We start from the raw sequence: 22,216 nt of genomic DNA on the forward strand, positions 1-22,216 counted from the left end.
CCTCGGATGGGGTCTCCCCTGCTCGAACGAAGCTGAGAGCTTGGGGAAGGAGCTACTAGGGCGTTTCGGCAACGCGGGAAGCGTGCGTGCCAGGGCGTGGCCGCCCGATCAGAGGTCACCCGACAGGCTCTGAGGGCTGTTCCGTCGTCGCCGGCGGCCATCACCAGCAGCGGACGGAGAGGCGAGAACGCCCTGCCAGGAGGTGGTGGGCGTCGGCCACAGCGCCTGGCCCTTGAGACCGGCCACCGGTGAGCACCAGCAGCCCGAGGAGGCGTACGGCTGCGCAGCAGGCCAGGGCGGGCGCGGCGTACCGGACCGCAGGGATCCGGCCCCCTACGCCACCGCCTCCCGTGACCGGCGGCTGCGCGGCACGGGAGGCGGGGACAGCGAGGGCGGCCGGGGACGATCGGGACAGCGGGGGCGGCCCGGTGCGAGGACACCGGCCAGCCCTGCCCCGCCTCGGTCCGATGATCGGGAAGGGAGGGGGAAGGCTGCGGCAACTGCCGTACCCGATTCCCCCGTACGAGGGGGCGCTTCCGCTCAGATCCCGGCGGCCGCCGACAGATCCCTCTTGATCCCCGCGAGCAGTTCGGCGCCCTTGGCCCGCGCGGCGGGCAGCTCGTCCGCCGAACCGACCGGCACCACGACCTCCAGGTAGCACTTGAGCTTCGGCTCGGTGCCGCTCGGCCGGACGATCACCCGGGCGCCCTCCAGGTGGTAGCGGAGTCCGTCGGTGGGCGGCAGCTGCTCCGTGCCCTCCGACAGATCCTCGGCCGAGGTGACGGCGAGCCCCGCGAGTGCGGTCGGCGGGGCCTCGCGCAGCCGCCGCATGGCGTCCGCGATGACCGACAGGTCCTCCACCCGGACCGACAGCTGGTCGGTGGCGTGCAGCCCGTGCTCGACCGCGAGGTCGTCGAGGAGATCGAGGAGCGTGCGCCCCTGCTCCTTGAGTACGGAGGCCAGCTCGGCGACGAGCAGCGCGGCCGTGATGCCGTCCTTGTCACGTACGCCGTCGGGGTCGACGCAGTAGCCGAGCGCCTCCTCGTACCCGTACCGCAGGCCGTCGACGCGGGCGATCCACTTGAAGCCGGTCAGCGTCTCCTCGTACCCGTTCCCCGCCTTCTCGGCGATCCGGCCGAGCAGCGACGACGACACGATCGACTCGGCGAAGACACCCGTGGCACCGCGGGCGACCAGATGGGCGGCGAGCAGCGCGCCGACCTCGTCGCCGCGCAGCATCCGCCAGCCGCCGTCCACGGACGGGTCCGGGACGGCGACGGCGCAGCGGTCGGCGTCCGGGTCGTTGGCGATGACGATGTCCGGGTGCGCGCGCCGGGCGGTGGCGAACGCGAGATCCATCGCCCCCGGCTCCTCCGGGTTCGGGAACGCGACCGTGGGGAACGCCGGGTCGGGCTCGGCCTGCTCGGCGACGAGCACCGGTTCCGGGAACCCGGCGCGGGCGAAGGCCGCGGTCAGGACGGACGTGCCGACGCCGTGCATGGCGGTGTACACGACCTGGGCGGTACGCGGGGACCCGGCGTCGAGCACCGCGTCCGTACGGACCAGATAGGCGTCCAGGACCTCGTCGCCGAGGACCTCCCAGCCGCTCTCCGGCCGGTCCACGCCGGCCAGCGGGCCGACCGCGGCGATCGCGTCGGCGATCTCCCCGTCCGCCGGGGGCACGATCTGCGAGCCGTCGCCCAGATAGACCTTGTAGCCGTTGTCGCGCGGCGGATTGTGGCTCGCGGTCACCTCGACGCCCGCGACGGCGCCCAGGTGACGTATGGCATACGCCAGGACGGGGGTCGGGAGCGGGCGGGGGAGGACCGCCGCGCGCAGACCCGCACCGGTCATCACGGCCGCGGTGTCGCGGGCGAAGTCGGCGGACTTGTACCGGGCGTCGTACCCGATGACGACCGTGCCGGTCTGCCCCTTCGCCTTGAGATAGGCGGCGAGCCCGGCGGCGGCGCGGATGACGACGGACCGGTTCATCCGCATCGGCCCGGCCCCCAGCTCACCGCGGAGCCCGGCGGTACCGAACTGCAGCGTGCCGGCGAACCGTGCGGCGAGCGCGTCGAGGTCCTCGGCGTCGATGAGCTTGGCGAGCTCGTCGCGGGTCTCGGGGTCGGGGTCCTCGGCGAGCCAGGTCCTGGCCTGCGTGATGAGGTCCTGCTGCACGGTGTCCGCCTTTCTGCGGGGTGAGGTGTTTTCCGGGTGCGAGTGGGTGGCACGCCGCGCGGGGCCGTCCCGGGCGGGAGACACCGCCCGCCGCAGGGTGACGCCCGGTCAGATGCGGTCGAGCACCCGCGCGAGCAACGACCCCATCCGGGTCGCCGAGTCACGCCCTGCCTGCAGTACCTCTTCGTGGTTCAGCGGCTCGCCGCTCAGCCCGGCGGCCAGATTCGTGACGAGCGAGATGCCCAGCACCTCCGCCCCCGCCTCCCGCGCGGCAATGGCTTCGAGCACCGTGGACATGCCGACCAGGTCGCCGCCCATGACCCGGACCATGTTGATCTCGGCCGGGGTCTCGTAGTGCGGACCGGGGAACTGCACGTACACGCCCTCTTCGAGGGTGTCGTCGACCTCCTTGCACAGCGCGCGCAGCCGCGGCGAGTACAGGTCCGTGAGGTCGACGAAGTTGGCGCCGACGATCGGGGACGCCGCGGTCAGGTTGATGTGGTCGCTGATCAGGACCGGCTGCCCGGGGCGCATGCCCTCGCGCAGACCGCCGCAGCCGTTCGTCAGGACGACGGTCTTGCAGCCGGCGGCGACGGCGGTACGGACCCCGTGCGCGACGGCGGCGACGCCGCGGCCCTCGTAGAAGTGCGTGCGGCCGAGGAAGACCAGGGCGCGCTTCTCGCCGATCCGGTACGAGCGGATCGTGCCGCCGTGGCCCTGGACGGCGGGTGCCGGGAAGCCGGGCAGTTCGGTCACCGGGAACTCGGCCTCCGGGGTGCCGAGCGCGTCGCCCGCAGGTGCCCAGCCGGAACCCATCACGAGGGCGACGTCGTGGGTCTCGGCACCGGTCAGCTCGCGCAGGCGGGCAGCGGCGTCGGCAGCGGCGGCGTGCGGGTCGCCCTGGATGTTGTCCGGAATAACAGATGCGTTCACGCGGAAGAGGGTAGCCGGTGATTCCCTACGCGCGTAGATGCCTCTGCGCAGAGTCTGCCCGCGCCTGCTTGTACATTCATGCAAAAGTGCTGGTCCGGCGGGTCAGCAGGGGCGTTTTCGCAGTTCCATCACATAGTCGTGCGGCGCGCCTGCCGACTCGGCGGCGTCCGCGATCTCGCCCAGATAGCGGGCGGACGGCAGCCCGCCCTCGTACCCGTTCAGCACGTACATCCAGGCCGGCTCCTCGCCGTCCAGGGTGTGCACCCGGACCCGCATCCGCCGGTAGACGTCGAGGCCGACACCCTCCCAGCGGTCCATGGAGTCCTCGTCCATCGGCGCGAGGTCGTACAGCGTCACGAAGACCTGCGAGCGCGGCGCCTCGACCACCGTGGCCAGCGCGCCTTCCCAGCCCATCTGCTCCCCGCCGAAGGTCAGCCGCCAGCCGTTGAGCCAGCCCGTGCCGCGCAGCGGGGAATGCGGTGCGCGGCGCGTCATCAGCCGCGCGTCGAGGTTGCCGGCGTACGCGGCGTAGAGCGACATGGGATCGAGGGTACGGGAGGTGACCCCGGGAGCGGCGATTCCTGTGAGGAAGACCCCGGTCGGCGCCCCCGGGGAGAACCGGTGGAGGGCTCTGCGAGGGGACCTCGCCGCGCCCCTTCCGCGCTCCCGGCTCCCGTATGGAGGGCCCCGGGGCGAAGCATGTTGGCGGGTGCGGGACAATGGAGTACGTACTGCATACCCCCGGGGTGATCCCCCGGACCCCCGGCCGGGGCGGCAGACGGCCGCGGGATGACATACGCGAGGCGGACTTTTCGTGACCCGGATCGTGATCATCGGCGGCGGACCCGGCGGCTACGAGGCGGCACTGGTCGGCGCCCAGCTCGGCGCGGAGGTGACCGTCGTCGACTGCGACGGCCTCGGCGGCGCGTCGGTACTCACCGACTGCGTGCCCTCGAAGACCCTGATCGCGACGGCAGAGGTGATGACCACCTTCGACTCTTCGTACGAGGAGTTGGGCATCATCGTCGCCGACGACACGCCGCCCGTCGAGCAGGCGGCGCGGGTGGTCGGTGTCGACCTCGGCAAGGTCAACCGACGGGTGAAGCGCCTGGCGCTCGCCCAGTCCCACGACATCACCGCCTCCGTCACCCGTGCGGGGGCCCGGGTGATGCGCGGCCGCGGGCGTCTGGAAGGCCTCCAGGCCGCCGACGGCGCCCGCACGGTCGTCGTGACCGCGGCCGACGGTACGGAGGAGAGGCTCACCGCCGACGCCGTGCTCATCGCGACCGGCGGCCACCCCCGGGAGATCCCGGACGCGCTCCCCGACGGCGAGCGCATTCTGAACTGGACCCAGGTCTACGACCTCGATGAGCTCCCCGAGGAGCTCATCGTGGTCGGCTCCGGTGTCACCGGTGCCGAGTTCGCCGGCGCCTACCAGGCGCTCGGCTCCCGCGTCACGCTCGTCTCGTCCCGCGACCGCGTGCTGCCGGGCGAGGACCCGGACGCGGCCGCCGTGCTGGAGGACGTCTTCCGGCGCCGCGGCATGAACGTCATGGCCCGCTCCCGCGCCCAGGCGGCGAAGCGGGTCGGCGACCGGGTCGAGGTCACCCTCGCCGACGGCCGGGTCATCTCCGGTTCGCACTGCCTGATGGCGGTCGGCGCGATCCCGAACAGCGCGGGCATGGGCCTGGAGGAGGCCGGCGTCAGGCTCAAGGAGTCCGGCCACATCTGGACCGACAAGGTATCCCGCACCAGCGCCCCCGGCGTGTACGCGGCCGGCGACGTCACCGGCATCTTCGCGCTGGCCTCGGTCGCCGCGATGCAGGGCCGGATTGCGATGTACCACTTCCTCGGTGACGCGGTGACCCCGCTGAATCTGAAGACGGTCTCCTCGAACGTCTTCACCGACCCCGAGATCGCCACCGTCGGCTACAGCCAGGCCGACGTCGACTGCGGCAAGATCGACGCCCGGGTGGTCAAGCTGCCGCTGCTGCGCAACCCGCGTGCCAAGATGCAGGGCATCCGCGACGGCTTCGTCAAGATCTTCTGTCGGCCCGGCACCGGCATCGTGGTCGGCGGCTGCGTCGTCGCGCCGCGGGCGAGCGAGCTGATCCACCCCATCTCGATCGCGGTCGACAACAATCTGACGGTGGAACAGATCGCAAACGCTTTCACCGTGTATCCGTCCCTGTCGGGATCGATCGCGGAAGTGGCCCGTCAGTTGCACACCCGTAAGCTCGCGGGCGAGGCGTAAGCGCCTTCGGGAACCCGGCATTCCCCGGCAACGCCTGGTAACTCGGGCGGGCGGGAAGCCGTCGGACGATCAGTACGGAACAACAACGGGGCCGCCTATATCACTTGGCGGCCCCTTGTATGTACAACTTCCGTTATTCGGCGCAAACTGCTGAAAACTCTCGTGTGGTCACGTTACTGTCAGTTTCGTGTTCGCTGCAGAACGTCGTCAATTGATCCTCGAAATGGTGCGCGCCAACGGGGCAGTATCGCTCCGTGAGCTCGCCCGCGTCGTCCAGACCTCCGAAGTGACCGTACGGCGGGACGTGCGGGCACTGGAGGCAGAAGGACTCCTCGACCGCCGGCACGGCGGTGCGGTTTTGCCGGGCGGTTTTACGCGGGAGTCCGGCTTTCCGCAGAAATCCCATCTCGCCACCGCGGAGAAGACGGCCATCGCCGACCTGGCCGCCGGTCTCGTCGAAGAGGGCGAGGCCATCGTGGTCGGAGCCGGTACGACCACGCAGGAGCTGGCCCGCCGGCTCGCGCGGATCCCCGGCCTGACCGTCGTCACCAACTCACTGCTGGTCGCCCAGGCGTTGGCCCATGCCAACCGGGTGGAAGTGGTGATGACCGGAGGCACCCTGCGCGGTTCCAACTACGCCCTGGTGGGCAGCGGTGCGGAGCAGTCGCTCCAGGGGCTGCGGGTGTCGCGCGCGTTCCTGTCCGGGAGCGGACTCACCGCGGAACGGGGGCTGTCCACCTCCAACATGCTCTCGGCGAGCGTCGACCGGGCGTTGGTGCAGGCCGCCGCGGAGGTGGTGGTCCTGGCGGACCACACCAAGCTCGGCTCCGACACGATGTTCCAGACGGTGCCCACGGACCTGATCACCCGTCTGGTGACGGACGAACCTCCGGCCCACGACGAGCGGTCCGCCACCGAGTTGCAGGCACTGGCAGACCAGGGCGTACAGATCGCGGTGGCCGGGGCGGGGATGGGGCCGGTCGGGACCGACTCCCACCCGTCGGGGCGCCAGGCGCGCCGCGACATGCCCCTGCCCGGTCAGCGGCGCACGCATGGCGGTCCGGGGCCGCAACTGCGCAGCGCGGCTCCGGCCCTGACGGATCAGTCCCCCGGCGACCGGGCCCGCGTGGCGGACCTGCGCCGCCGCTGACGGCCTCCCCCACGACAGGGAGTGGATCGGCGAGCGGCGTCGTGCGGCTTCGACGGCAAGGTGGAGGACGGAGTCGACGCGGAGGGAGTACCTCCCACGCCCTTAAGGCTGTGGGGGAGTCGGTGACTGACGACAACACCGAAGGGGCCCCTCCCTGCTTGAGCGAAGCCGATCGCTTGGGGGAGGAGTCGCAGGGCGTCGGGAGCGCACTCCCTGTCGTGGGGGAAGCCGTGAGTCCATCGGGGCACTGCCCCGACCCCAGCGCTCACCTGCCGGACGGGCTTGATGGGGCCGACGGAACCCGGCCCCTCCGGCGATTGAGGAGCAGTCTCAGCCCGCCGTCGCCCGCGGCCCCTTCAGCCCCTGCAACGTCAGTGTCAGCAGTCTCCCGGCCAGCGCCGGATCCTCCGGCGCCTGCTCCGCCGCCAGCGCGATCGCATTCGTCAGCTGCATCAGGTCGCCGATCGACACGTCCGCCCGTACCGTCCCACTCTCCTGCGCCCGTGCGAGCAGCCGTGCCCCCGCCTCGCGCAGCGGCACGTTGCAGTCGGACAGGGCCGAAGTCTCGTCCCGTGACGTCGACATGAGTGCCTGCGCGAGTCCGCGGTACTCGCCCGCATGGGTGATGATCGCGCCGAGCCAGTCCACCAGGCCCCCGCACGGATCCGCCTTCGCCAGCTCGTGGGAGCGGGCGAGCAGCGAGGCGACCGCTTCCTGGAACACCGCACTCATCAGCGCGTGCCGGTTCGGGAAGTGCCGGTACAGCGTGCCGATCCCCACGCCCGCCCGGCGCGCGATGTCCTCCAGCGAGGCATCGGTGCCGTGCTCCGCGAACGCCGTACGGGCCTCGCACAGCAACCGGTCGTAGTTGCGGCGCGCATCGGCGCGCATGGGCCGGCCCGGCGTCTGTGCCGTGCTCATCGCCATTGCGCAGTCCTCCCTTTTCCGCCCCCGGGGTCCAGGATGCCATTGCGTCAACGTAGGCCTCCGCCGCCGGCCGGGGACCGGCCCGGAACCCCGCCGCGGCACCGGGACGGCGCCGACAGACGGCAAGGGCCCCTGCGGAGTCGTTCGTACGACTCCGCAGGGGCCCCGGGACGGCTCCGTGGATCAGTCCTTGATCTCGCAGATCACGGCGCCGGACGAGACCGAGCCGCCGACCTCCGCGGCCAGACCCTTGATCGTGCCGGCGCGGTGCGCGTTGAGGGGCTGTTCCATCTTCATGGCCTCCAGGACGACGATCAGATCGCCCTCGTTGACCGCCTGGCCCTCCTCGACGGCGATCTTGACGATCGTGCCCTGCATCGGGGACGCGAGGGTGTCGCCGGAGACCGCGGAGCCGGTCTTCTTCGCCGCGCGGCGCTTGGGCTTGGCGCCCGCCGCGAGTCCGGTGCGGGCCAGGCTCATGCCCAGTGACGAGGGCAGGGAGACCTCGAGTCGCTTGCCGCCGACCTCGACGACGACCGTCTCGCGGCCCACCTCCTCCTCCGCCTCCGCGTCGGCGGGGGTGGCGAAGGGCTTGATCTCGTTGACGAACTCGGTCTCGATCCAGCGGGTGTGGACGCGGAACGGGTCGCTGGTGAACGCCGGGTCGACGACGACCGCGCGGTGGAACGGGATCGCGGTGGCCATGCCCTCGACGTTGAACTCGGCCAGTGCGCGCGCCGCCCGCTGCAGAGCCTGTTCACGCGTCGCACCGGTCACGATGAGCTTCGCCAGCAGCGAGTCCCAGGCGGGGCCGATGACCGAGCCGGACTCGACGCCCGCGTCCAGGCGGACACCCGGACCGGTCGGCGGCGCGAACACCGTCACCGTGCCGGGGGCGGGCAGGAAGCCGCGACCCGGGTCCTCACCGTTGATCCGGAACTCGAACGAGTGTCCGCGTACCGCCGGGTCGTCGTAACCGAGCTTCTCGCCGTCCGCGATCCGGAACATCTCGCGGACCAGGTCGAGACCGGTGACCTCCTCGGTGACCGGGTGCTCGACCTGGAGACGGGTGTTGACCTCCAGGAACGAGATCGTGCCGTCCGTACCGACCAGGAACTCCACGGTGCCCGCACCGACGTACCCGGCCTCCTTCAGGATCGCCTTCGACGCCGCGTACAGCTCCGCGTTCTGCGCCTCGGACAGGAACGGCGCGGGAGCCTCCTCCACCAGCTTCTGGTGGCGGCGCTGCAGCGAGCAGTCACGGGTCGACACGACGACGACATTGCCGTGGCTGTCGGCCAGGCACTGCGTCTCCACGTGCCGCGGCTTGTCGAGGTAGCGCTCCACGAAGCACTCCCCGCGCCCGAACGCCGCGACCGCCTCGCGGACCGCGGAGTCGTACAGCTCCGGGATCTCCTCCAGTGTCCGGGCCACCTTCAGCCCGCGGCCGCCGCCGCCGAACGCCGCCTTGATCGCGATCGGCAGCCCGTGCTGCTCGGCGAACGCCACGACCTCCGCGGAACCCGACACCGGGTCCGGGGTGCCGGCGACCAGCGGCGCACCGGCACGCTGCGCGATGTGCCGGGCTGCGACCTTGTCGCCCAGGTCCCGGATCGCCTGCGGCGGCGGACCGATCCACGTCAGCCCGGCGTCCAGCACGGCCTGGGCGAACTCGGCGTTCTCCGACAGGAAGCCGTAGCCCGGGTGGATCGCGTCCGCCCCCGAGTCCTCGGCAGCCTGCAGCACCTTGGCCATGTCCAGGTAGCTGGCGGCCGGTGTGTCACCGCCCAGAGCGAATGCCTCGTCGGCCGCACGTACATGCAGAGCGTCCCGGTCCGGGTCGGCGTAGACGGCCACGCTCCCGATCCCGGCATCCCGGCACGCCCGAGCAACACGGACAGCAATTTCGCCACGGTTGGCGATGAGCACCTTGCGCACGATGGCTCCCTCCTTGAAACAAGCTGAGTTTAGGGACTACCGACACGGCCTTACGACCCGTCCCCATTGGTGAGCTTGCCCACACGGAGCGTGATTCGAGGCCTGCTCGAAGCGCGAAATCCCTTGTGGCACCACGGTACGCCGGGTTTCATGACCGCATAGTAGCCACGAGGTGTGGTCCGGGTCTCTGTTCACAGGAGCGCCGGCTCGTGGCGTTTCTTTGTGGAGTACCTACTAACGGGCGGGGTTTTCTTTGCGCGACGCACGAGGGGCGCGACAACGCGGAGTTCGTGTGCCGAGTGTGATCCGTGTCCGGGTGCGGAAAGAGGGAGGCAGGGCGGTCTGAACTCTTGTCCGAAGGATTACCCGTTAGTAGGGTCCGCGCTATCGCACGTACTGCAGGTAACAGGGGGTGAGCGCCGTGGTGCGCAGACCGGTGGCCTTCGTGGCCGCGATCGTGCTGTTCGTGGAAGCCGCGGGCATGGTGCTCGTCAACGGCATCCTGGCGACGGTGGTCGACAACCAGGAGATGTCACTGGCGGGGCTCGATCCCGCCGCCATGTCCGCCGGAGCGTGGGCGATGGGCGGCGTCGCCGGCCTCTATCTGCTGCTGTGCGGTCTCGTCCTGCTGGTGACCGGCATCCGTGACCGCGCCCCCGGCCGGGTCGGCCGGTTCGCCCTGATCAGCTGCGCCGTGGTGCACGGGGTGCTGGGCGCGCTGACCGTGGGGCTGGTCGGCTGGACCGCGTTCGCCTTCATGATGGTCGTGCTCGGACTGATCGTGCTGACTCTGGTGGCGTACGGGACCGTGCGCGAGAAGCACGACGGCGAGCCGGACGGGAACGGCGGCGGCGCCGAACAGGGTGCTCCGGCGCCCGCGTGACCCGCCCGCGTGACCCGCCCGTGCGCGTCAGCCGTGCGCGTCAGACCCACAAGTCGGTGACGGAGAAACCCAGTTCGCCCAGGAGTCGGCGCAGCAGCGGCAGTGAGAGCCCGATGACATTGCCGTGGTCGCCCTCGATGGAGTCGATGAACGGTGCCGAGCGCCCGTCCAGAGTGAAGGCGCCCGCGACATGGAGCGGCTCGCCCGAGGAGACGTAGGCGGCGATCTCGGCATCCGTGGGCTCACCGAACCGGACGACGGTGGACGCCGTCGCGGACGCCGTACGCCCGGTCGCCGTGTCGATCACGCTGTGGCCGGTCTGCAGGATCCCCGACCGGCCGCGCATGGACTTCCAGCGGGCGGTGGCGTCCTCGCTGTCGGCCGGCTTCCCGAGCGCCTCGCCGTCGAGTTCGAGGACCGAGTCGCACCCGATGACCAGGGCCCCCGCGGCCTCCGGACGGCCGGCCACGGCGGCGGCCTTCGCCTCGGCGAGAACGAGTGCGAGCTCGCCCGGCGTCGGGGCGGTCAACGCGTCCTCGTCCACACCGCTGACGATCACCTCGGGTGCGAGGCCGGCCTGGCGCAGCAGACCGAGACGGGCGGGAGAGGCGGAGGCGAGCACGAGACGGCGCTGATCAGTCATACCGGCCATCGTAGAAGGGCCCGGCGCGCCGCAGTACCACGCATCCACGGCCCCGGCGCACGCCGCGGTACCGAGCGCCCGCGACTCTGGCGCACGCCGCGGCACCGGGCGCCCACGGCGTCAGCGTGTGCCCAGCGCCAGCATCGTGACGACCATGGCGAGCGCAAGCACCAGCCACACACGCCGCATCATGTCCTGGGCGTCGCGCAGCTCTTTCGGGGGCTTGTTCTCGGGGTCGGACCACAGCATGATCCCGATCCTGCTGCGGCCGCCCCCGCGGCGCCTGAGTACGGGTACTCAGGCGCCCTGGTGCGTGTGCACCGGATCGTTCCGCGGCCGCACGGCGGGTTCCGGGCCTCCGCCGTGCGGCCGGACGGTTACCCCGGCCAGTACGTCCGCGCCCAGGCCCGCGGGCCGGGCCGGTGGCGCTCCCGGCGGGCTATGCGGCCCGGGTCGGACCACCGCTCGGGCAGCGCGGGCGCGCCGGACGACACAGCGGCCGTCGCCGCGGCGCGCGCCTGGACCACTGCCAGTGCGGCAGCCAGCTCCTCCGGGGTCGGGTTGCCCCGTACGACCTTGATCATGGTCAGGACCCTTTCTAGAGGGGGATGTTGCCGTGCTTCTTCGGGGGCAGCGATTCCCGCTTCGTCCGCAGCTGGCGCAGCCCCTTCACCACGTGTGCCCGGGTGTCGGACGGCATGATCACCGCGTCCACGTAGCCGCGTTCGGCCGCCACGTACGGGTTGAGCAGCGCGTCCTCGTAGTCGGCCAGCAGCTCGGCGCGGGTCGCCTCCTGATCCTCGGCGGCCGCGATGGTGCGGCGGTGCAGGATGTTCACCGCACCCTGCGCGCCCATCACCGCGATCTGCGCGGTCGGCCAGGCGACATTGATGTCGGCGCCCAGATGCTTGGAGCCCATGACGTCGTACGCGCCGCCGAACGCCTTGCGGGTGATCACCGTGATCAGCGGGACGGTCGCCTCCGCGTACGCGTAGATCAGCTTGGCGCCGCGCCGGATGATGCCGCCGTACTCCTGGTCGACGCCGGGCAGGAAGCCGGGGACGTCGACGAAGGTCAGCACGGGCACGTTGAACGCGTCGCAGGTACGGACGAAGCGTGCGGCCTTCTCACTCGCGTTGATGTCCAGACAACCCGCGAACTGCATCGGCTGGTTGGCGACGATGCCGACGGGGTAGCCCTCGACACGCCCGAAGCCGGTGATGATGTTCGGCGCGAACAGGGCCTGCGTCTCAAGGAACTCGCCGTCGTCCAGCACATGCTCGATGGCGGTGTGCATGTCGTACGGGTGGTTCGCCGAGTCCGGGATGAGGGTGTCGAGCTCACGGTCCTCGTCGGTCACCGTGAGATCCGCCTCCTCCGGGAAGGCGGGCGCCTCGGAGAGGTTGTTCGACGGGAGGTAGGACAGCAGCGACTTGACGTACTCGATGGCGTCCTTCTCGTCACCCGCCATGTGATGCGCCACACCCGAGGTCGTGTTGTGCGTGCGGGCGCCGCCCAGCTCCTCGAAGCCGACGTCCTCACCGGTGACCGTCTTGATGACATCGGGCCCGGTGATGAACATGTGCGAGGTCTGGTCCACCATCACCGTGAAGTCGGTGATCGCGGGGGAGTAGACCGCGCCGCCCGCGCACGGGCCGACGACCAGCGAGATCTGCGGGATCACCCCGGAGGCATGGGTGTTGCGGCGGAAGATCTCCCCGTACATGCCGAGGGCCATGACGCCCTCCTGGATACGGGCGCCGCCGGAGTCATTGATGCCGATGACCGGGCAGCCGGTCTTCAGCGCGAAGTCCATCACCTTCATGATCTTCTGGCCGAAGACCTCGCCCAGGGAGCCGCCCAGGACCGTGAAGTCCTGGGAGAACACCGCCACCGGGCGGCCGTCGACCGTGCCGTAGCCGGTGACCACACCGTCGCCGTAGGGGCGGTTCTTCTCCATCCCGAAGTCGGTGGAGCGGTGCCGGGCGAATTCGTCGAGCTCCACGAAGGAGCCCGCGTCGAGCAGGAGAGCGACCCGCTCGCGGGCGGTCAACTTGCCCTTGGCGTGTTGCTTTTCGACCGCGCGTGCGGAACCGGCATGGGTCGCCTCGTCGATACGGCGCTGCAGGTCCGCGATCTTGCCCGCGGTGGTGTGGATGTCGATCTCTTCCGGCTCGGACATCGGGTGGCGGCTCCCTGCCTGGTCACGGGGACGACTGACTGGTGCGTTCTACGGCTGCGTGCGCGGCCGGGTGCGCGAGGACGGCCGGGCGGCCAGCCGTCGAAGGTGCTGAATGGCTACTGATCCGTAGCGTATCGGCGCGGATACCGTTCGGCAGTGCGTCGTTTGCCACACCTAGGGTGGCTTGCATGACACCTCCGGATGCGTCACAGAACCGCTGGTCGGACCTGGACCGGCCGCCCCTGAACGTCCCCGCGCTGCGCCGCGGACTGCTGCGGCCGGGCGGACTGTGGACCTCGCTCGACGTCGTGGACACGATCGGTTCCACCAACTCCGACCTCGCGGGACGGGCCGCGGAACTCACCGAGGGCACGGTCCTGATCGCCGAGGAACAGACCGCGGGCCGAGGCCGCCTCGACCGGACCTGGACGGCGCCCGCCCGCTCCGGCCTGTTCTTCTCCGTCTACCTGACCCCCGGCGACGGCGTACCGGTCCATCGCTGGGGCTGGCTGCCGCTGCTCGCGGGTGTCGCGGCGGCGACCGGCCTGGCAAAGGCGGCGGGCGTCGACATGGCGCTGAAATGGCCGAACGACCTGCTGGTCACGGTGGCGGGCGAGGAGCGGAAGGCGGGCGGCATCCTGGCCGAGCGCGCCGCGAACGGCGTCGTGGTCGGTATCGGCATCAACGTCTCCCTGCACGCGGACGAACTCCCCGTCCCCACGGCCGCCTCTCTCGCCCTGGCCGGAGCGGTCTCCACCGACCGGGAGACGCTGCTGCGGGGCGTGCTGCGCTCGCTGGAGCACTGGTACGGGGAATGGCGCGCGGTCGACGGCGACGCGGCGGAGAGCGGCCTCCAGGCGGCGTACGCGGCGGGCTGCGCGACGCTGGGGCGGACGGTACGCGCCCAGCTCCCCGGCGACCGCTCCCTCACCGGTGAGGCGGTGGCGATCGACGGTGACGGCCGCCTGATCCTGTCCACCGACGAGGGCCTCCAGGAACCCGTGTCGGCGGGCGACATCGTCCACCTGAGGGGCGCGGAGGGCGGCCTCGCCTAGTGCCTGACCGGGGCGCCCACCGGTGGCCCCCGCCGCGCGGCGGGGACGGCATGTGGGCGCCCCGGCCCGGGCCGGCCCCGTACCCGGGTGCCCGATCCGGCCGTCGTCCCCGTGGAAACCGCCCACCGGGGAGCAGCCCCCCACGCCCCCGGCCCGGGCCGGCCCCGTACCCGGGTGCCCGATCCGGCCGTCGTCCCCGTGGAAACCACCCACCGGGGAGCAGCCCCCCACGCCCCCGGCCCGGGCCGGCCCCGTACCCGGGTGCCCTGATTTAGTGAGGTAGCGCACACCTGCCGTATCGTTGAGGCGATCCACCGACAGATCGGCAGGGCAGTGCGCAGGGAACGGGCAGGAGGCGGCTGGTGACCGTCGACGACACGAGCTCCGGCGCGGGCGCGGAGCCCCCACCGGAACCCTCGGTCCACGCGACGCCGCATCACGAAGTCGACCACACGGCGGAACCGACCGACGATCCCCTCGCGATCCGGCTGGAACAGCTGATCCTGGGGGCCGACCGCCGCTACACCCCGTTCCAGGCGGCCCGTACCGCCGGTGTCTCGATGGACCTGGCGTCGCGGTTCTGGCGGGCCATGGGGTTCGCCGACATCGGGCAGGCGAAGGCGCTCACCGAGGCGGACGTGCTGGCGCTGCGGCGGCTCGCCGGACTCGTGGAGGCGGGGCTGCTCAGCGAGCCCATGGCGGTGCAGGTCGCCCGGTCCACCGGACAGACCACCGCCCGGCTGGCCGAATGGCAGATCGATTCCTTCCTGGAGGGGCTGACCGAGCCGCCCGAGCCCGGCATGACCCGCACCGAGGTCACGTATCCCCTGGTGGAGCTGCTCCTGCCGGAGCTGGAGGAGTTCCTCATCTATGTCTGGCGCCGCCAGCTCGCCGCCGCGACCGGCCGGGTGGTGCAGGCGGCCGACGACGACGAGATGGTGGACCGCAGGCTCGCCGTCGGCTTCGCGGACCTGGTCGGCTTCACTCGGCTGACCCGGCGGCTGGAGGAGGAGCAGCTCGGCGAGCTGGTCGAGTCGTTCGAGACGACCTGCGCCGACCTGGTCGCCGCGCACGGCGGCCGGCTCATCAAGACCCTCGGTGACGAGGTCCTCTTCGCCGCCGACGACGCGGGCACGGCGGCTGAGATCGCGCTGCGCCTGATAGAGGCGATGTCCCAGGACGAGACGATGCCCGCGCTGCGCGTCGGCATCGCGTTCGGCACCGTCACGACCCGGATGGGCGATGTCTTCGGCACGACGGTGAACCTCGCCAGCCGGCTCACCTCGATAGCGCCCAAGGACGCCGTGCTGGTGGACGGCGCGTTCGCGGAGGAGCTGACGCGTACGGGCGACGCCCCGGCCTCCGAGGCGCAGGCGGCGGAGGAGGCCGCGGCGGCCGAGAAGGAGCGCGAGGACGGCATGGAGCCGCCGGCCGTGCCGAAGTACCGGTACGGGCTGCAGCCGATGTGGCAGCGGCCGGTGCGTGGGCTCGGCGTGGTGGAGCCGTGGCTGCTGGCCCGGCGCGGTACGTCCTGACCCGCGCCCCGGGGCACGCTCAGGACCTAGGATCCCTCCGGTAACGCTCGTTAACCGGAGGGGTGCAGTCATGACCGTCACGTCCGAGCAGCGGTTCGGGGAGTTCGTTGTCGTACGGGTCCATGAGGGCCAGGACCATGTCGCCGAACTGGTTCTGGACCGGCCCAAGGCCATGAACGCCGTGTCCACGGACATGGCCCGCTCGATCGGTGCCGCCTGTGCGGCGCTCGCCGCCGACCCCGCCGTACGGGTCACCGTTCTCACCTCCAGCCACGAGCGCGCCTTCTGTGTGGGCGCGGACCTCAAGGAGCGGAACTCCTTCACCGATGCCGAGCTGGTGCGGCAGCGGCCCACTGCCCGCGCCGCCTACACCGGCGTCCTCGACCTGCCGATGCCGACGGTCGCCGCCGTGCACGGGTTCGCCCTCGGCGGCGGATTCGAGCTGGCTCTCTCCTGCGATCTGATCGTCGCCGACCGGACCGCCGTCGTGGGACTGCCGGAGGTGTCGGTCGGCGTCATCCCGGGGGGCGGCGGCACCCAGTTGCTGCCGCGCCGGATCGGGGCGGCGCGCGCCGCCGAACTGGTCTTCACCGCCCGGCGGGTGGAGGCCGCGGAGGCAAGGGAGTTGGGCCTCGTCGACGAGCTGGTGGAGGCCGGGGAGGACCGGACGCAGGCGCTCGCGCTCGCCGGGCGGATCGCGGCCAACTCGCCGGTGGGTCTGCGCGCTGCGAAGCGTGCGCTGCGGCTCGGACACGGGCTCGATCTGCGGGCCGGACTGGAAGTGGAGGACGCGGCCTGGCGCTCGGTGGCCTTCTCCGGGGACCGGACCGAGGGCGTGGCCGCGTTCAACGAGAAGCGGAAGCCGAACTGGCCCGGCGAGTAACGGTACGTCGTGGCTCCGACCCGCAGAGCAGGCGATTCCCGGCTTCAAATTGATCAAATCACCACAGATCTACATACGATGTAACGATGGGTGGTGAGGATGTTCGGCTACGGGCCGTCGTATCGCTTGCGCAGTCGATGGCTGCGGCGCATACCCCGCGCGAGTCCTGGCGGGCGGCCGCGTTGGGGGCGTGCGAGGCGTTGGGCGGCAGTTTCGCCGCGCTCTCCGTGTGGGAGCGCGGGCCGGGACGGCTCCGGGTGCTGGTGAACGCGGGTGAACGGGCCGAGGGGGAGGAGGAGTTCCCCGACGAGGAGATGTACCCGGTGCACGAGTTCCCGGAGATCACCGAGTTCCTGCACGAGCGGTGGGCGGGGGGCGGTGAACCGGACGCCTGGGTGGAGACGGCCGACGGGCGGGTCGGCGAGGGCGGTGTCGCGTCCGACGTGAAATCGGCGGGTGCGGGCGGGCGCGGGAGCGGTTACCGCCATCAGCGCGTGGCGGCTCTGCGGCGCCGCCGGCGCGGCTGCTGTGTGGTCGCGCCGATCGTGCTGCACGGGCGGGCCTGGGGTGAGCTCTATGTGGCGCGACCGGTGGGGGCGCCGGTGTTCGGGCGGGAGGACGCGGACTTCGCGACCGTGCTGGCCGCCGTCGTCGCCGCCGGGATCTCCCAGACCGAGCGCCTCGAAGAGGTCCGCAGGCTCGCCTTCACCGACCCGCTGACCGGGCTGGCCAACCGTCGCCTCGTCGATGCGCGGCTCGACGAGGCGGTGGAACGGCACGATGCCGACGGCTCGGTGGTCAGCCTGGTCGTCTGCGACCTGAACGGCCTGAAGGGGGTCAACGACACGCTTGGCCACGCGGTCGGCGACCGGCTGCTGGAACGTTTCGGCTCGGTGCTGTCGCGGTGTGGCGCGATGCTGCCGGGCGCGCTCGCGGCCCGGCTCGGCGGTGACGAGTTCTGTCTGCTCGCCGTGGGATCCGAGGCGGACGAGGTGATCCGGGTGGCCACCGAACTCTGCGACCGGGCATCGGGGTTGGAGCACGGCGAGGGGGTCGCCTGCGGGATCGCGTCGACCGGTGACCCGATCGGTCCGGTGGTCTCGGCCCGGCGGCTCTTCCGGTTGGCGGACGCCGCCCAGTACCGGGCGAAGGCGGCCCGCTCGACGAAACCGGTGGTGGCGGGGCGGGACGGCGAGGTCATCAGGCTGGCCGACTCGCCGCCGAAGTCCGCTCATGACCGCCGTCGGCTGCGCGGCAGCCGTCCGTAGCGCTCGCGCGGAACCACGATCGTGATCGGTAAGGGGTCAACCGAACGACCACTAGTGACATGGAGAGTTTCAGTCCGTACGCTTCTGAATATGGATATGCACACAGTCGTGGTGGGGACGTCCGGTACCACCGCAGAGGACGTCATCGCCGTGGCTCGCGCGGGAGCCCGCGTCGAGCTCTCCGCAGCCGCAGTCAGCGCACTCGCCGCCGCCCGCGAGATCGTGGACGCGCTGGCCGCCAAGCCCGAGCCGGTCTACGGCGTCTCCACCGGCTTCGGCGCGCTCGCCAGCCGGCACATCAGCCCCGACCTGCGGGCCCAGCTCCAGCGCAACATCGTCCGATCGCACGCGGCCGGGATGGGCCCGCGCGTCGAGCGCGAGGTCGTGCGGGCGCTGATGTTCCTGCGCCTGAAGACGGTCTGCTCCGGCCACACCGGCGTACGCCCCGAGGTTGCCCAGACCATGGCCGACGTACTGAACGCGGGCATCACCCCCGTCGTGCACGAGTACGGCTCGCTCGGCTGCTCCGGCGACCTGGCACCCCTCTCGCACTGCGCCCTGACGCTGATGGGCGAGGGCGACGCCGAGGGCCCCGACGGTGTCGTGCGTCCGGCCGGTGAGCTCCTCGCCGCGCACGGCATCGCCCCCGTCGAACTGCGCGAGAAGGAGGGCCTCGCCCTCCTCAACGGCACCGACGGCATGCTCGGCATGCTCGTGATGGCCCTCGCCGACCTGAAGAACCTCTACACCTCTGCCGACATCACCGCCGCGCTCAGCCTGGAGGCACTGCTCGGCACGGAGAAGGTCCTCGCCCCGGAGCTGCACGCCATCCGCCCGCACCCGGGCCAGGGCGTCAGCGCCGACAACATGCTGCGGGTGCTGTCCGGGTCCGGCCTCACCGGTCATCACCAGGACGACGCGCCGCGCGTCCAGGACGCCTACTCCGTGCGGTGCGCGCCCCAGGTCAACGGCGCCGGGCGGGACACCCTCGCGTACGCCGGGATCGTCGCCGACCGCGAGCTGGCCTCCGCCGTCGACAACCCCGTCGTCCTGCCGGACGGCCGCGTCGAGTCCAACGGCAACTTCCACGGCGCCCCGGTGGCGTACGTACTCGACTTCCTGGCGATCGTCGCCGCCGACCTCGGCTCGATCACCGAGCGCCGCACGGACCGGCTGCTGGACAAGAACCGTTCGCACGGGCTGCCGCCGTTCCTCGCCGACGACGCCGGTGTCGACTCGGGTCTGATGATCGCCCAGTACACGCAGGCCGCCCTGGTCAGCGAGATGAAGCGGCTCGCGGTCCCGGCGTCGGCGGACTCGATCCCGTCCTCCGCGATGCAGGAGGACCACGTCTCCATGGGCTGGTCGGCGGCGCGCAAGCTCCGTACCGCGGTGGAGAACCTCGGCCGGATCGTCGCCGTCGAGCTGTACGCGGCGACCCGCGCCATCGAACTGCGCGCCGCCCAGGGGCTCGCCCCGGCGCCCGCGTCCCTCGCCGCGATCGAGGCGCTGCGGGCGGCCGGCGTCGAGGGGCCCGGCCCGGACCGGTTCCTGTCGCCGGATCTGGCTGCCGCGGACGCGTTCGTGCGGAGCGGGAAGCTGGTGGCCGCGGTGGAGCCGGTCACCGGGGCACTGGCGTAGAGCGCGTCCGCAAAGTCCCGCCCGGCCCGCAGAGTTGCCGGGATTCCCAAGTGGCTCCGCTGCTCGGGAATCCCGGCGCCCTGCTTCAAGTCGACGGCGACACCTTGCGGGCACCCCCTGGGGGCGTCCGGCGGATCCGCCGGACGGGCCTGTCCCTCAAGCCCGTCCGGCGATCGAGGACAAGGCGCCCGCGCGGCGCCCGGAGTGGGCGACGAACGCTGCGCCGATGGCCAGGAACGCTGTGCCACCGATCAGATACGGGGTGGTGTCGACCCCGGCCCCGGTCTCGGCGAGCGCCGGCCCGGGCGCCTCGTCACCGGCGTTCGTGACCGCCGGTCTGCTCGGCGCACCGGCTGCACCGTCGGCATCGTCCGTCGCGTTGGCCGACGGGACGAACCACAGGGCGCACAGCAGCGTGGCCGCCGCGGTGGCGGTCAGGAGCGGACGGCGGGCCATGGCCACGGGATCGATCCCCCTTGTGACAGCAGTGAGTCAGGTCCTGTCCTGCCGGTCTTCGTGGGCCCGGAACGCCTGGCACGGCACCTCGCTGCGTTGTCGTCAGTCGCCCACGTACGTCCAGTACGAGGACGATCCTCCGCCTTGCGATGCGCCGCACCGGACGCCGCGTCGGGCTGATCCATGAAGACCGGCAGGACAGGGCCTGGCCGGGTGCGCCGATGCTAATGAAAGCAGCGGGTCGCGGGGAAGCCGGGGGAGCCCTTGGCCCTACGCTCCGGCGTATGAGCACTTCAGAGACATCACGGTTTGTTCGTCTTCGCGTGGAGATGGTGTTGGAGATCACAGACGCGGACGCCCTCAGCGGTACGGCACTGGAGAGCATCGCCGCCGAGTACGGCGAGCCCGGCGGCGAGTCGGCCGAGGAACGCATGTATGCCGAGTCCGCGGTACGGGAAGACGGTGCGGAGGCCATCGCCTCCCTCATCGACCCGTTCGATCTGGTCGGCGAGGTGCCGGGGGTCGAGCTGGCCCAGGCCTCCTGGACCAGCGAGACCATCGACTACGACCCCGAGGAACCGGACGCCTGGGACCTCGACGACGAGGACGAGGGTTATGGCGACGGCGACGAGGACGGCGACGACGTCGCGCACAATAGGGAGGACGACGACGGGGAACAGCGGTCCAGCCGGTGAACACACCGGCCCCGGCCCGTTTCCGGTGGGCCGGGGCCACCAGGTGTCCGGCCCCTGGAACCACAGCTGCCACGGCTGCGTCGATGAGTGGTGTTCCCCACATCTTTGACGGATGCGGAACGGAGGGCCCCTTCCCGGGTGTTCTGGAACATTGACGGGGTACCGCCGGCCGGCGGCTCTGCGCGGGGTATGGGGGATACGGCAACGATGGAGAAGCGTGTGATGACGGACAGCAAACGACGCAGGGGCCTGATGGCCGCGTCCGCACTGCTGGGCGGCGTTCTGGTGCTCACCGGCTGCAGCGACGGCGGCGACAAGGGCGGCAACAGCGCCGAGAGCTCGAAGAAGTCGCAGGCGGCAGAGGTCGACAAGGCGGCGGCCCAGGACGCTTCGGAGGCGCAGATAGCGATCTCGCCGAAGAACGGCGCGACCAACGCCAGCATCAACAACGACGCCAAGGTCACCGTGGCCAAGGGCAAACTGACCGAGGTCACCATGACCACGGCGGCCGGCGCGAGCGTCCAGGGCACCCTGGCGGCCGACGGCATGAGCTGGCAGCCGAACGGGCAGCTGGAGCGCTCGACCACGTACAAGATCAACGCGACGGCGAAGGACTCGAAGGGCCGCGAGGCTCACGAGAACTCCTCGTTCACCACCGTGTCGCCCGCCAACAGCTTCATCGGGAACTTCACCCCCGAGGACGGCTCCACGGTCGGCGTCGGCATGCCGGTCTCGATCAACTTCAACAAGCCGATCACGAACCAGAAGGCCGTCCAGGCCGGGATCACCGTAACGTCCAGCAGCGGCCAGCAGGTCGTCGGCCACTGGTTCAACTCACAGCGTCTGGACCTGCGCCCCGAGCAGTACTGGACGGGCGGCTCCACCGTCACGCTGAAGCTGGCGCTGGACGGCGTCGAGGGCTCGAACGGCGTCTTCGGTGTGCAGCAGAAGACGGTCACCTTCAAGGTCGGCCGCAACCAGGTCTCGACGGTCGACGCCAGCACGAAGATGATGACCGTCACCCAGAACGGCAAGACGATCAAGACGATCCCGATCTCGGCCGGTTCCCCGGCCAACCCGACGTACAACGGTCAGATGGTGATCTCCGAGAAGTTCAAGGAGACCCGGATGAACGGTGCGACGGTCGGCTTCACCGACGCCGACGGCAAGGGCGAGTACGACATCAAGGACGTGCCGCACGCCATGCGGCTGTCCTCGTCGGGCACGTTCATCCACGGCAACTACTGGGGCGCGCGGTCGGTCTTCGGCAGCGCCAACACCAGCCACGGCTGCGTCGGCCTCCCCGACGTCAAGGGTGCGGGCGACGCCAACCAGCCCGCCGCGTGGTTCTACAACAACTCGCTCGTCGGCGACGTGGTCATCGTCAAGAACTCCCCGGACAGGACCATCACCCCCGACAACGGCCTCAACGGCTGGAACATGAGCTGGGCCGACTGGCAGGCAAGCTCCGCAGCCTGACCCCGGCGGGCGTCCCCGGACGCCCTCCGTATCCCACGCTCGACCGCGTACCCGCGCAATCCCCGACGCCGCGTACGTACGCAAGGCGGCGGCACCCCGGATCCCCTCGGATCCCC

At 71.3% G+C, this 22,216-nt stretch carries 20 protein-coding genes; 10 read left to right on the top strand and 10 right to left on the bottom strand.

All coding sequences use genetic code 11. The features are described from left to right. Positions 1-540: 540 nt before the first annotated feature. From ACGFSA_RS05480 to ACGFSA_RS05490, 3 genes are all read right to left on the bottom strand, one after another. On the bottom strand, positions 541-2,178 hold the full coding sequence (locus tag ACGFSA_RS05480; RefSeq protein ID WP_393300005.1) for a phospho-sugar mutase: 1,638 nt from the start codon (positions 2,176-2,178) through the stop codon (positions 541-543). Positions 2,179-2,286: 108 nt separating this feature from the next. Continuing rightward, the gene (locus ACGFSA_RS05485; protein ID WP_376338517.1) at positions 2,287-3,111 is read right to left on the bottom strand and encodes a purine-nucleoside phosphorylase; all 825 of its coding nucleotides are present in this window, start codon (positions 3,109-3,111) and stop codon (positions 2,287-2,289) included. Positions 3,112-3,213: 102 nt separating this feature from the next. Continuing rightward, on the bottom strand, positions 3,214-3,651 hold the full coding sequence (locus tag ACGFSA_RS05490; RefSeq protein ID WP_393300009.1) for a gamma-glutamylcyclotransferase: 438 nt from the start codon (positions 3,649-3,651) through the stop codon (positions 3,214-3,216). A gap of 274 nt (positions 3,652-3,925) precedes the next feature. Here ACGFSA_RS05490 and ACGFSA_RS05495 point away from each other — a divergent pair, with 274 nt between their 5' ends. Both ACGFSA_RS05495 and ACGFSA_RS05500 read left to right on the top strand, forming a co-directional pair. After that, entirely contained in the window at positions 3,926-5,365 is a 1,440-nt protein-coding gene (locus ACGFSA_RS05495; protein ID WP_393300012.1) for an NAD(P)H-quinone dehydrogenase, read from the top strand. A 187-nt stretch (positions 5,366-5,552) separates the two neighbouring features. After that, on the top strand, positions 5,553-6,515 hold the full coding sequence (locus tag ACGFSA_RS05500) for a DeoR/GlpR family DNA-binding transcription regulator (protein WP_393300015.1): 963 nt from the start codon (positions 5,553-5,555) through the stop codon (positions 6,513-6,515). 330 nt (positions 6,516-6,845) lie between these two features. On the opposite strand, the gene ACGFSA_RS05505 is transcribed toward ACGFSA_RS05500, so the two are convergent. Together ACGFSA_RS05505 and ACGFSA_RS05510 are read right to left on the bottom strand one after the other, a co-directional pair. Then, positions 6,846-7,442, bottom strand: a complete 597-nt coding sequence (locus ACGFSA_RS05505) for a TetR/AcrR family transcriptional regulator (protein WP_393300017.1) — start codon at positions 7,440-7,442, stop codon at positions 6,846-6,848. 183 nt (positions 7,443-7,625) lie between these two features. Further along, positions 7,626-9,380: an acetyl/propionyl/methylcrotonyl-CoA carboxylase subunit alpha gene (locus ACGFSA_RS05510; RefSeq protein WP_393300020.1), complete on the bottom strand. Its 1,755-nt coding sequence runs from the start codon at positions 9,378-9,380 to the stop codon at positions 7,626-7,628. A 412-nt stretch (positions 9,381-9,792) separates the two neighbouring features. On the opposite strand from ACGFSA_RS05510, the gene ACGFSA_RS05515 reads away from it, so the two are divergent. Beyond that, the gene (locus ACGFSA_RS05515; protein ID WP_393300023.1) at positions 9,793-10,263 is read left to right on the top strand and encodes a hypothetical protein; all 471 of its coding nucleotides are present in this window, start codon (positions 9,793-9,795) and stop codon (positions 10,261-10,263) included. A 40-nt stretch (positions 10,264-10,303) separates the two neighbouring features. Here ACGFSA_RS05515 and ACGFSA_RS05520 read toward each other — a convergent pair whose 3' ends face one another. The 4 genes from ACGFSA_RS05520 to ACGFSA_RS05535 form a co-directional block, all read right to left on the bottom strand. Further along, positions 10,304-10,915, bottom strand: coding sequence for a nucleoside triphosphate pyrophosphatase (locus ACGFSA_RS05520; protein ID WP_393300026.1), 612 nt, complete (start codon positions 10,913-10,915; stop codon positions 10,304-10,306). A gap of 111 nt (positions 10,916-11,026) precedes the next feature. Then, positions 11,027-11,155 carry a morphogenic membrane protein MmpB gene (gene mmpB / locus ACGFSA_RS05525; protein ID WP_393300029.1) on the bottom strand — a complete coding sequence of 43 codons (129 nt, stop codon included), beginning with the start codon at positions 11,153-11,155 and terminating at the stop codon, positions 11,027-11,029. Between the two features lie 128 nt (positions 11,156-11,283). Further along, positions 11,284-11,490, bottom strand: coding sequence for an acyl-CoA carboxylase subunit epsilon (locus ACGFSA_RS05530; protein WP_358857825.1), 207 nt, complete (start codon positions 11,488-11,490; stop codon positions 11,284-11,286). A gap of 14 nt (positions 11,491-11,504) precedes the next feature. Next, positions 11,505-13,088, bottom strand: coding sequence for an acyl-CoA carboxylase subunit beta (locus ACGFSA_RS05535; RefSeq protein WP_393300032.1), 1,584 nt, complete (start codon positions 13,086-13,088; stop codon positions 11,505-11,507). Between the two features lie 188 nt (positions 13,089-13,276). On the opposite strand from ACGFSA_RS05535, the gene ACGFSA_RS05540 reads away from it, so the two are divergent. The 5 genes from ACGFSA_RS05540 (at position 13,277) to hutH (ending at position 19,470) form a co-directional block, all read left to right on the top strand. Further along, positions 13,277-14,143 carry a biotin--[acetyl-CoA-carboxylase] ligase gene (locus ACGFSA_RS05540; RefSeq protein WP_393300035.1) on the top strand — a complete coding sequence of 289 codons (867 nt, stop codon included), beginning with the start codon at positions 13,277-13,279 and terminating at the stop codon, positions 14,141-14,143. 362 nt (positions 14,144-14,505) lie between these two features. Then, the gene (locus tag ACGFSA_RS05545) at positions 14,506-15,678 is read left to right on the top strand and encodes an adenylate/guanylate cyclase domain-containing protein (protein WP_393300038.1); all 1,173 of its coding nucleotides are present in this window, start codon (positions 14,506-14,508) and stop codon (positions 15,676-15,678) included. A gap of 70 nt (positions 15,679-15,748) precedes the next feature. Beyond that, complete coding sequence (locus ACGFSA_RS05550; protein ID WP_393300041.1) at positions 15,749-16,561, top strand: enoyl-CoA hydratase/isomerase family protein; 813 nt, start codon at positions 15,749-15,751, stop codon at positions 16,559-16,561. A gap of 86 nt (positions 16,562-16,647) precedes the next feature. Further along, on the top strand, positions 16,648-17,829 hold the full coding sequence (locus tag ACGFSA_RS05555) for a diguanylate cyclase domain-containing protein (protein WP_393300045.1): 1,182 nt from the start codon (positions 16,648-16,650) through the stop codon (positions 17,827-17,829). Between the two features lie 90 nt (positions 17,830-17,919). After that, complete coding sequence (gene hutH, locus ACGFSA_RS05560; RefSeq protein WP_393300048.1) at positions 17,920-19,470, top strand: histidine ammonia-lyase; 1,551 nt, start codon at positions 17,920-17,922, stop codon at positions 19,468-19,470. 156 nt (positions 19,471-19,626) lie between these two features. Here hutH and ACGFSA_RS05565 read toward each other — a convergent pair whose 3' ends face one another. Next, entirely contained in the window at positions 19,627-19,932 is a 306-nt protein-coding gene (locus tag ACGFSA_RS05565) for a hypothetical protein (RefSeq protein ID WP_393300052.1), read from the bottom strand. 323 nt (positions 19,933-20,255) lie between these two features. Here ACGFSA_RS05565 and ACGFSA_RS05570 point away from each other — a divergent pair, with 323 nt between their 5' ends. Next, positions 20,256-20,621 carry a hypothetical protein gene (locus ACGFSA_RS05570; RefSeq protein WP_393300289.1) on the top strand — a complete coding sequence of 122 codons (366 nt, stop codon included), beginning with the start codon at positions 20,256-20,258 and terminating at the stop codon, positions 20,619-20,621. A 207-nt stretch (positions 20,622-20,828) separates the two neighbouring features. Continuing rightward, the gene (locus ACGFSA_RS05575) at positions 20,829-22,100 is read left to right on the top strand and encodes an Ig-like domain-containing protein (RefSeq protein WP_393300055.1); all 1,272 of its coding nucleotides are present in this window, start codon (positions 20,829-20,831) and stop codon (positions 22,098-22,100) included. Positions 22,101-22,216: the final 116 nt, after the last annotated feature.

The sequence above is a fragment of the Streptomyces sp. NPDC048496 genome (genome assembly GCF_043200055.1).
Classification (GTDB): Bacteria; Actinomycetota; Actinomycetes; order Streptomycetales; family Streptomycetaceae; genus Streptomyces.

Coding starts and splice junctions, on each gene's coding strand:
- ACGFSA_RS05490 (WP_393300009.1), bottom strand. CDS start 3,651: ATGTCGCTCTACGCCGCGTACGCCGGCAACCTCGACGCGCGGCTGATG.
- ACGFSA_RS05505 (WP_393300017.1), bottom strand. CDS start 7,442: ATGGCGATGAGCACGGCACAGACGCCGGGCCGGCCCATGCGCGCCGAT.
- ACGFSA_RS05520 (WP_393300026.1), bottom strand. CDS start 10,915: ATGGCCGGTATGACTGATCAGCGCCGTCTCGTGCTCGCCTCCGCCTCT.
- mmpB (WP_393300029.1), bottom strand. CDS start 11,155: ATGCTGTGGTCCGACCCCGAGAACAAGCCCCCGAAAGAGCTGCGCGAC.
- ACGFSA_RS05530 (WP_358857825.1), bottom strand. CDS start 11,490: ATGATCAAGGTCGTACGGGGCAACCCGACCCCGGAGGAGCTGGCTGCC.
- ACGFSA_RS05535 (WP_393300032.1), bottom strand. CDS start 13,088: ATGTCCGAGCCGGAAGAGATCGACATCCACACCACCGCGGGCAAGATC.
- ACGFSA_RS05540 (WP_393300035.1), top strand. CDS start 13,277: ATGACACCTCCGGATGCGTCACAGAACCGCTGGTCGGACCTGGACCGG.
- ACGFSA_RS05550 (WP_393300041.1), top strand. CDS start 15,749: ATGACCGTCACGTCCGAGCAGCGGTTCGGGGAGTTCGTTGTCGTACGG.
- ACGFSA_RS05555 (WP_393300045.1), top strand. CDS start 16,648: ATGGGTGGTGAGGATGTTCGGCTACGGGCCGTCGTATCGCTTGCGCAG.
- hutH (WP_393300048.1), top strand. CDS start 17,920: ATGGATATGCACACAGTCGTGGTGGGGACGTCCGGTACCACCGCAGAG.
- ACGFSA_RS05570 (WP_393300289.1), top strand. CDS start 20,256: ATGGTGTTGGAGATCACAGACGCGGACGCCCTCAGCGGTACGGCACTG.
- ACGFSA_RS05575 (WP_393300055.1), top strand. CDS start 20,829: ATGGAGAAGCGTGTGATGACGGACAGCAAACGACGCAGGGGCCTGATG.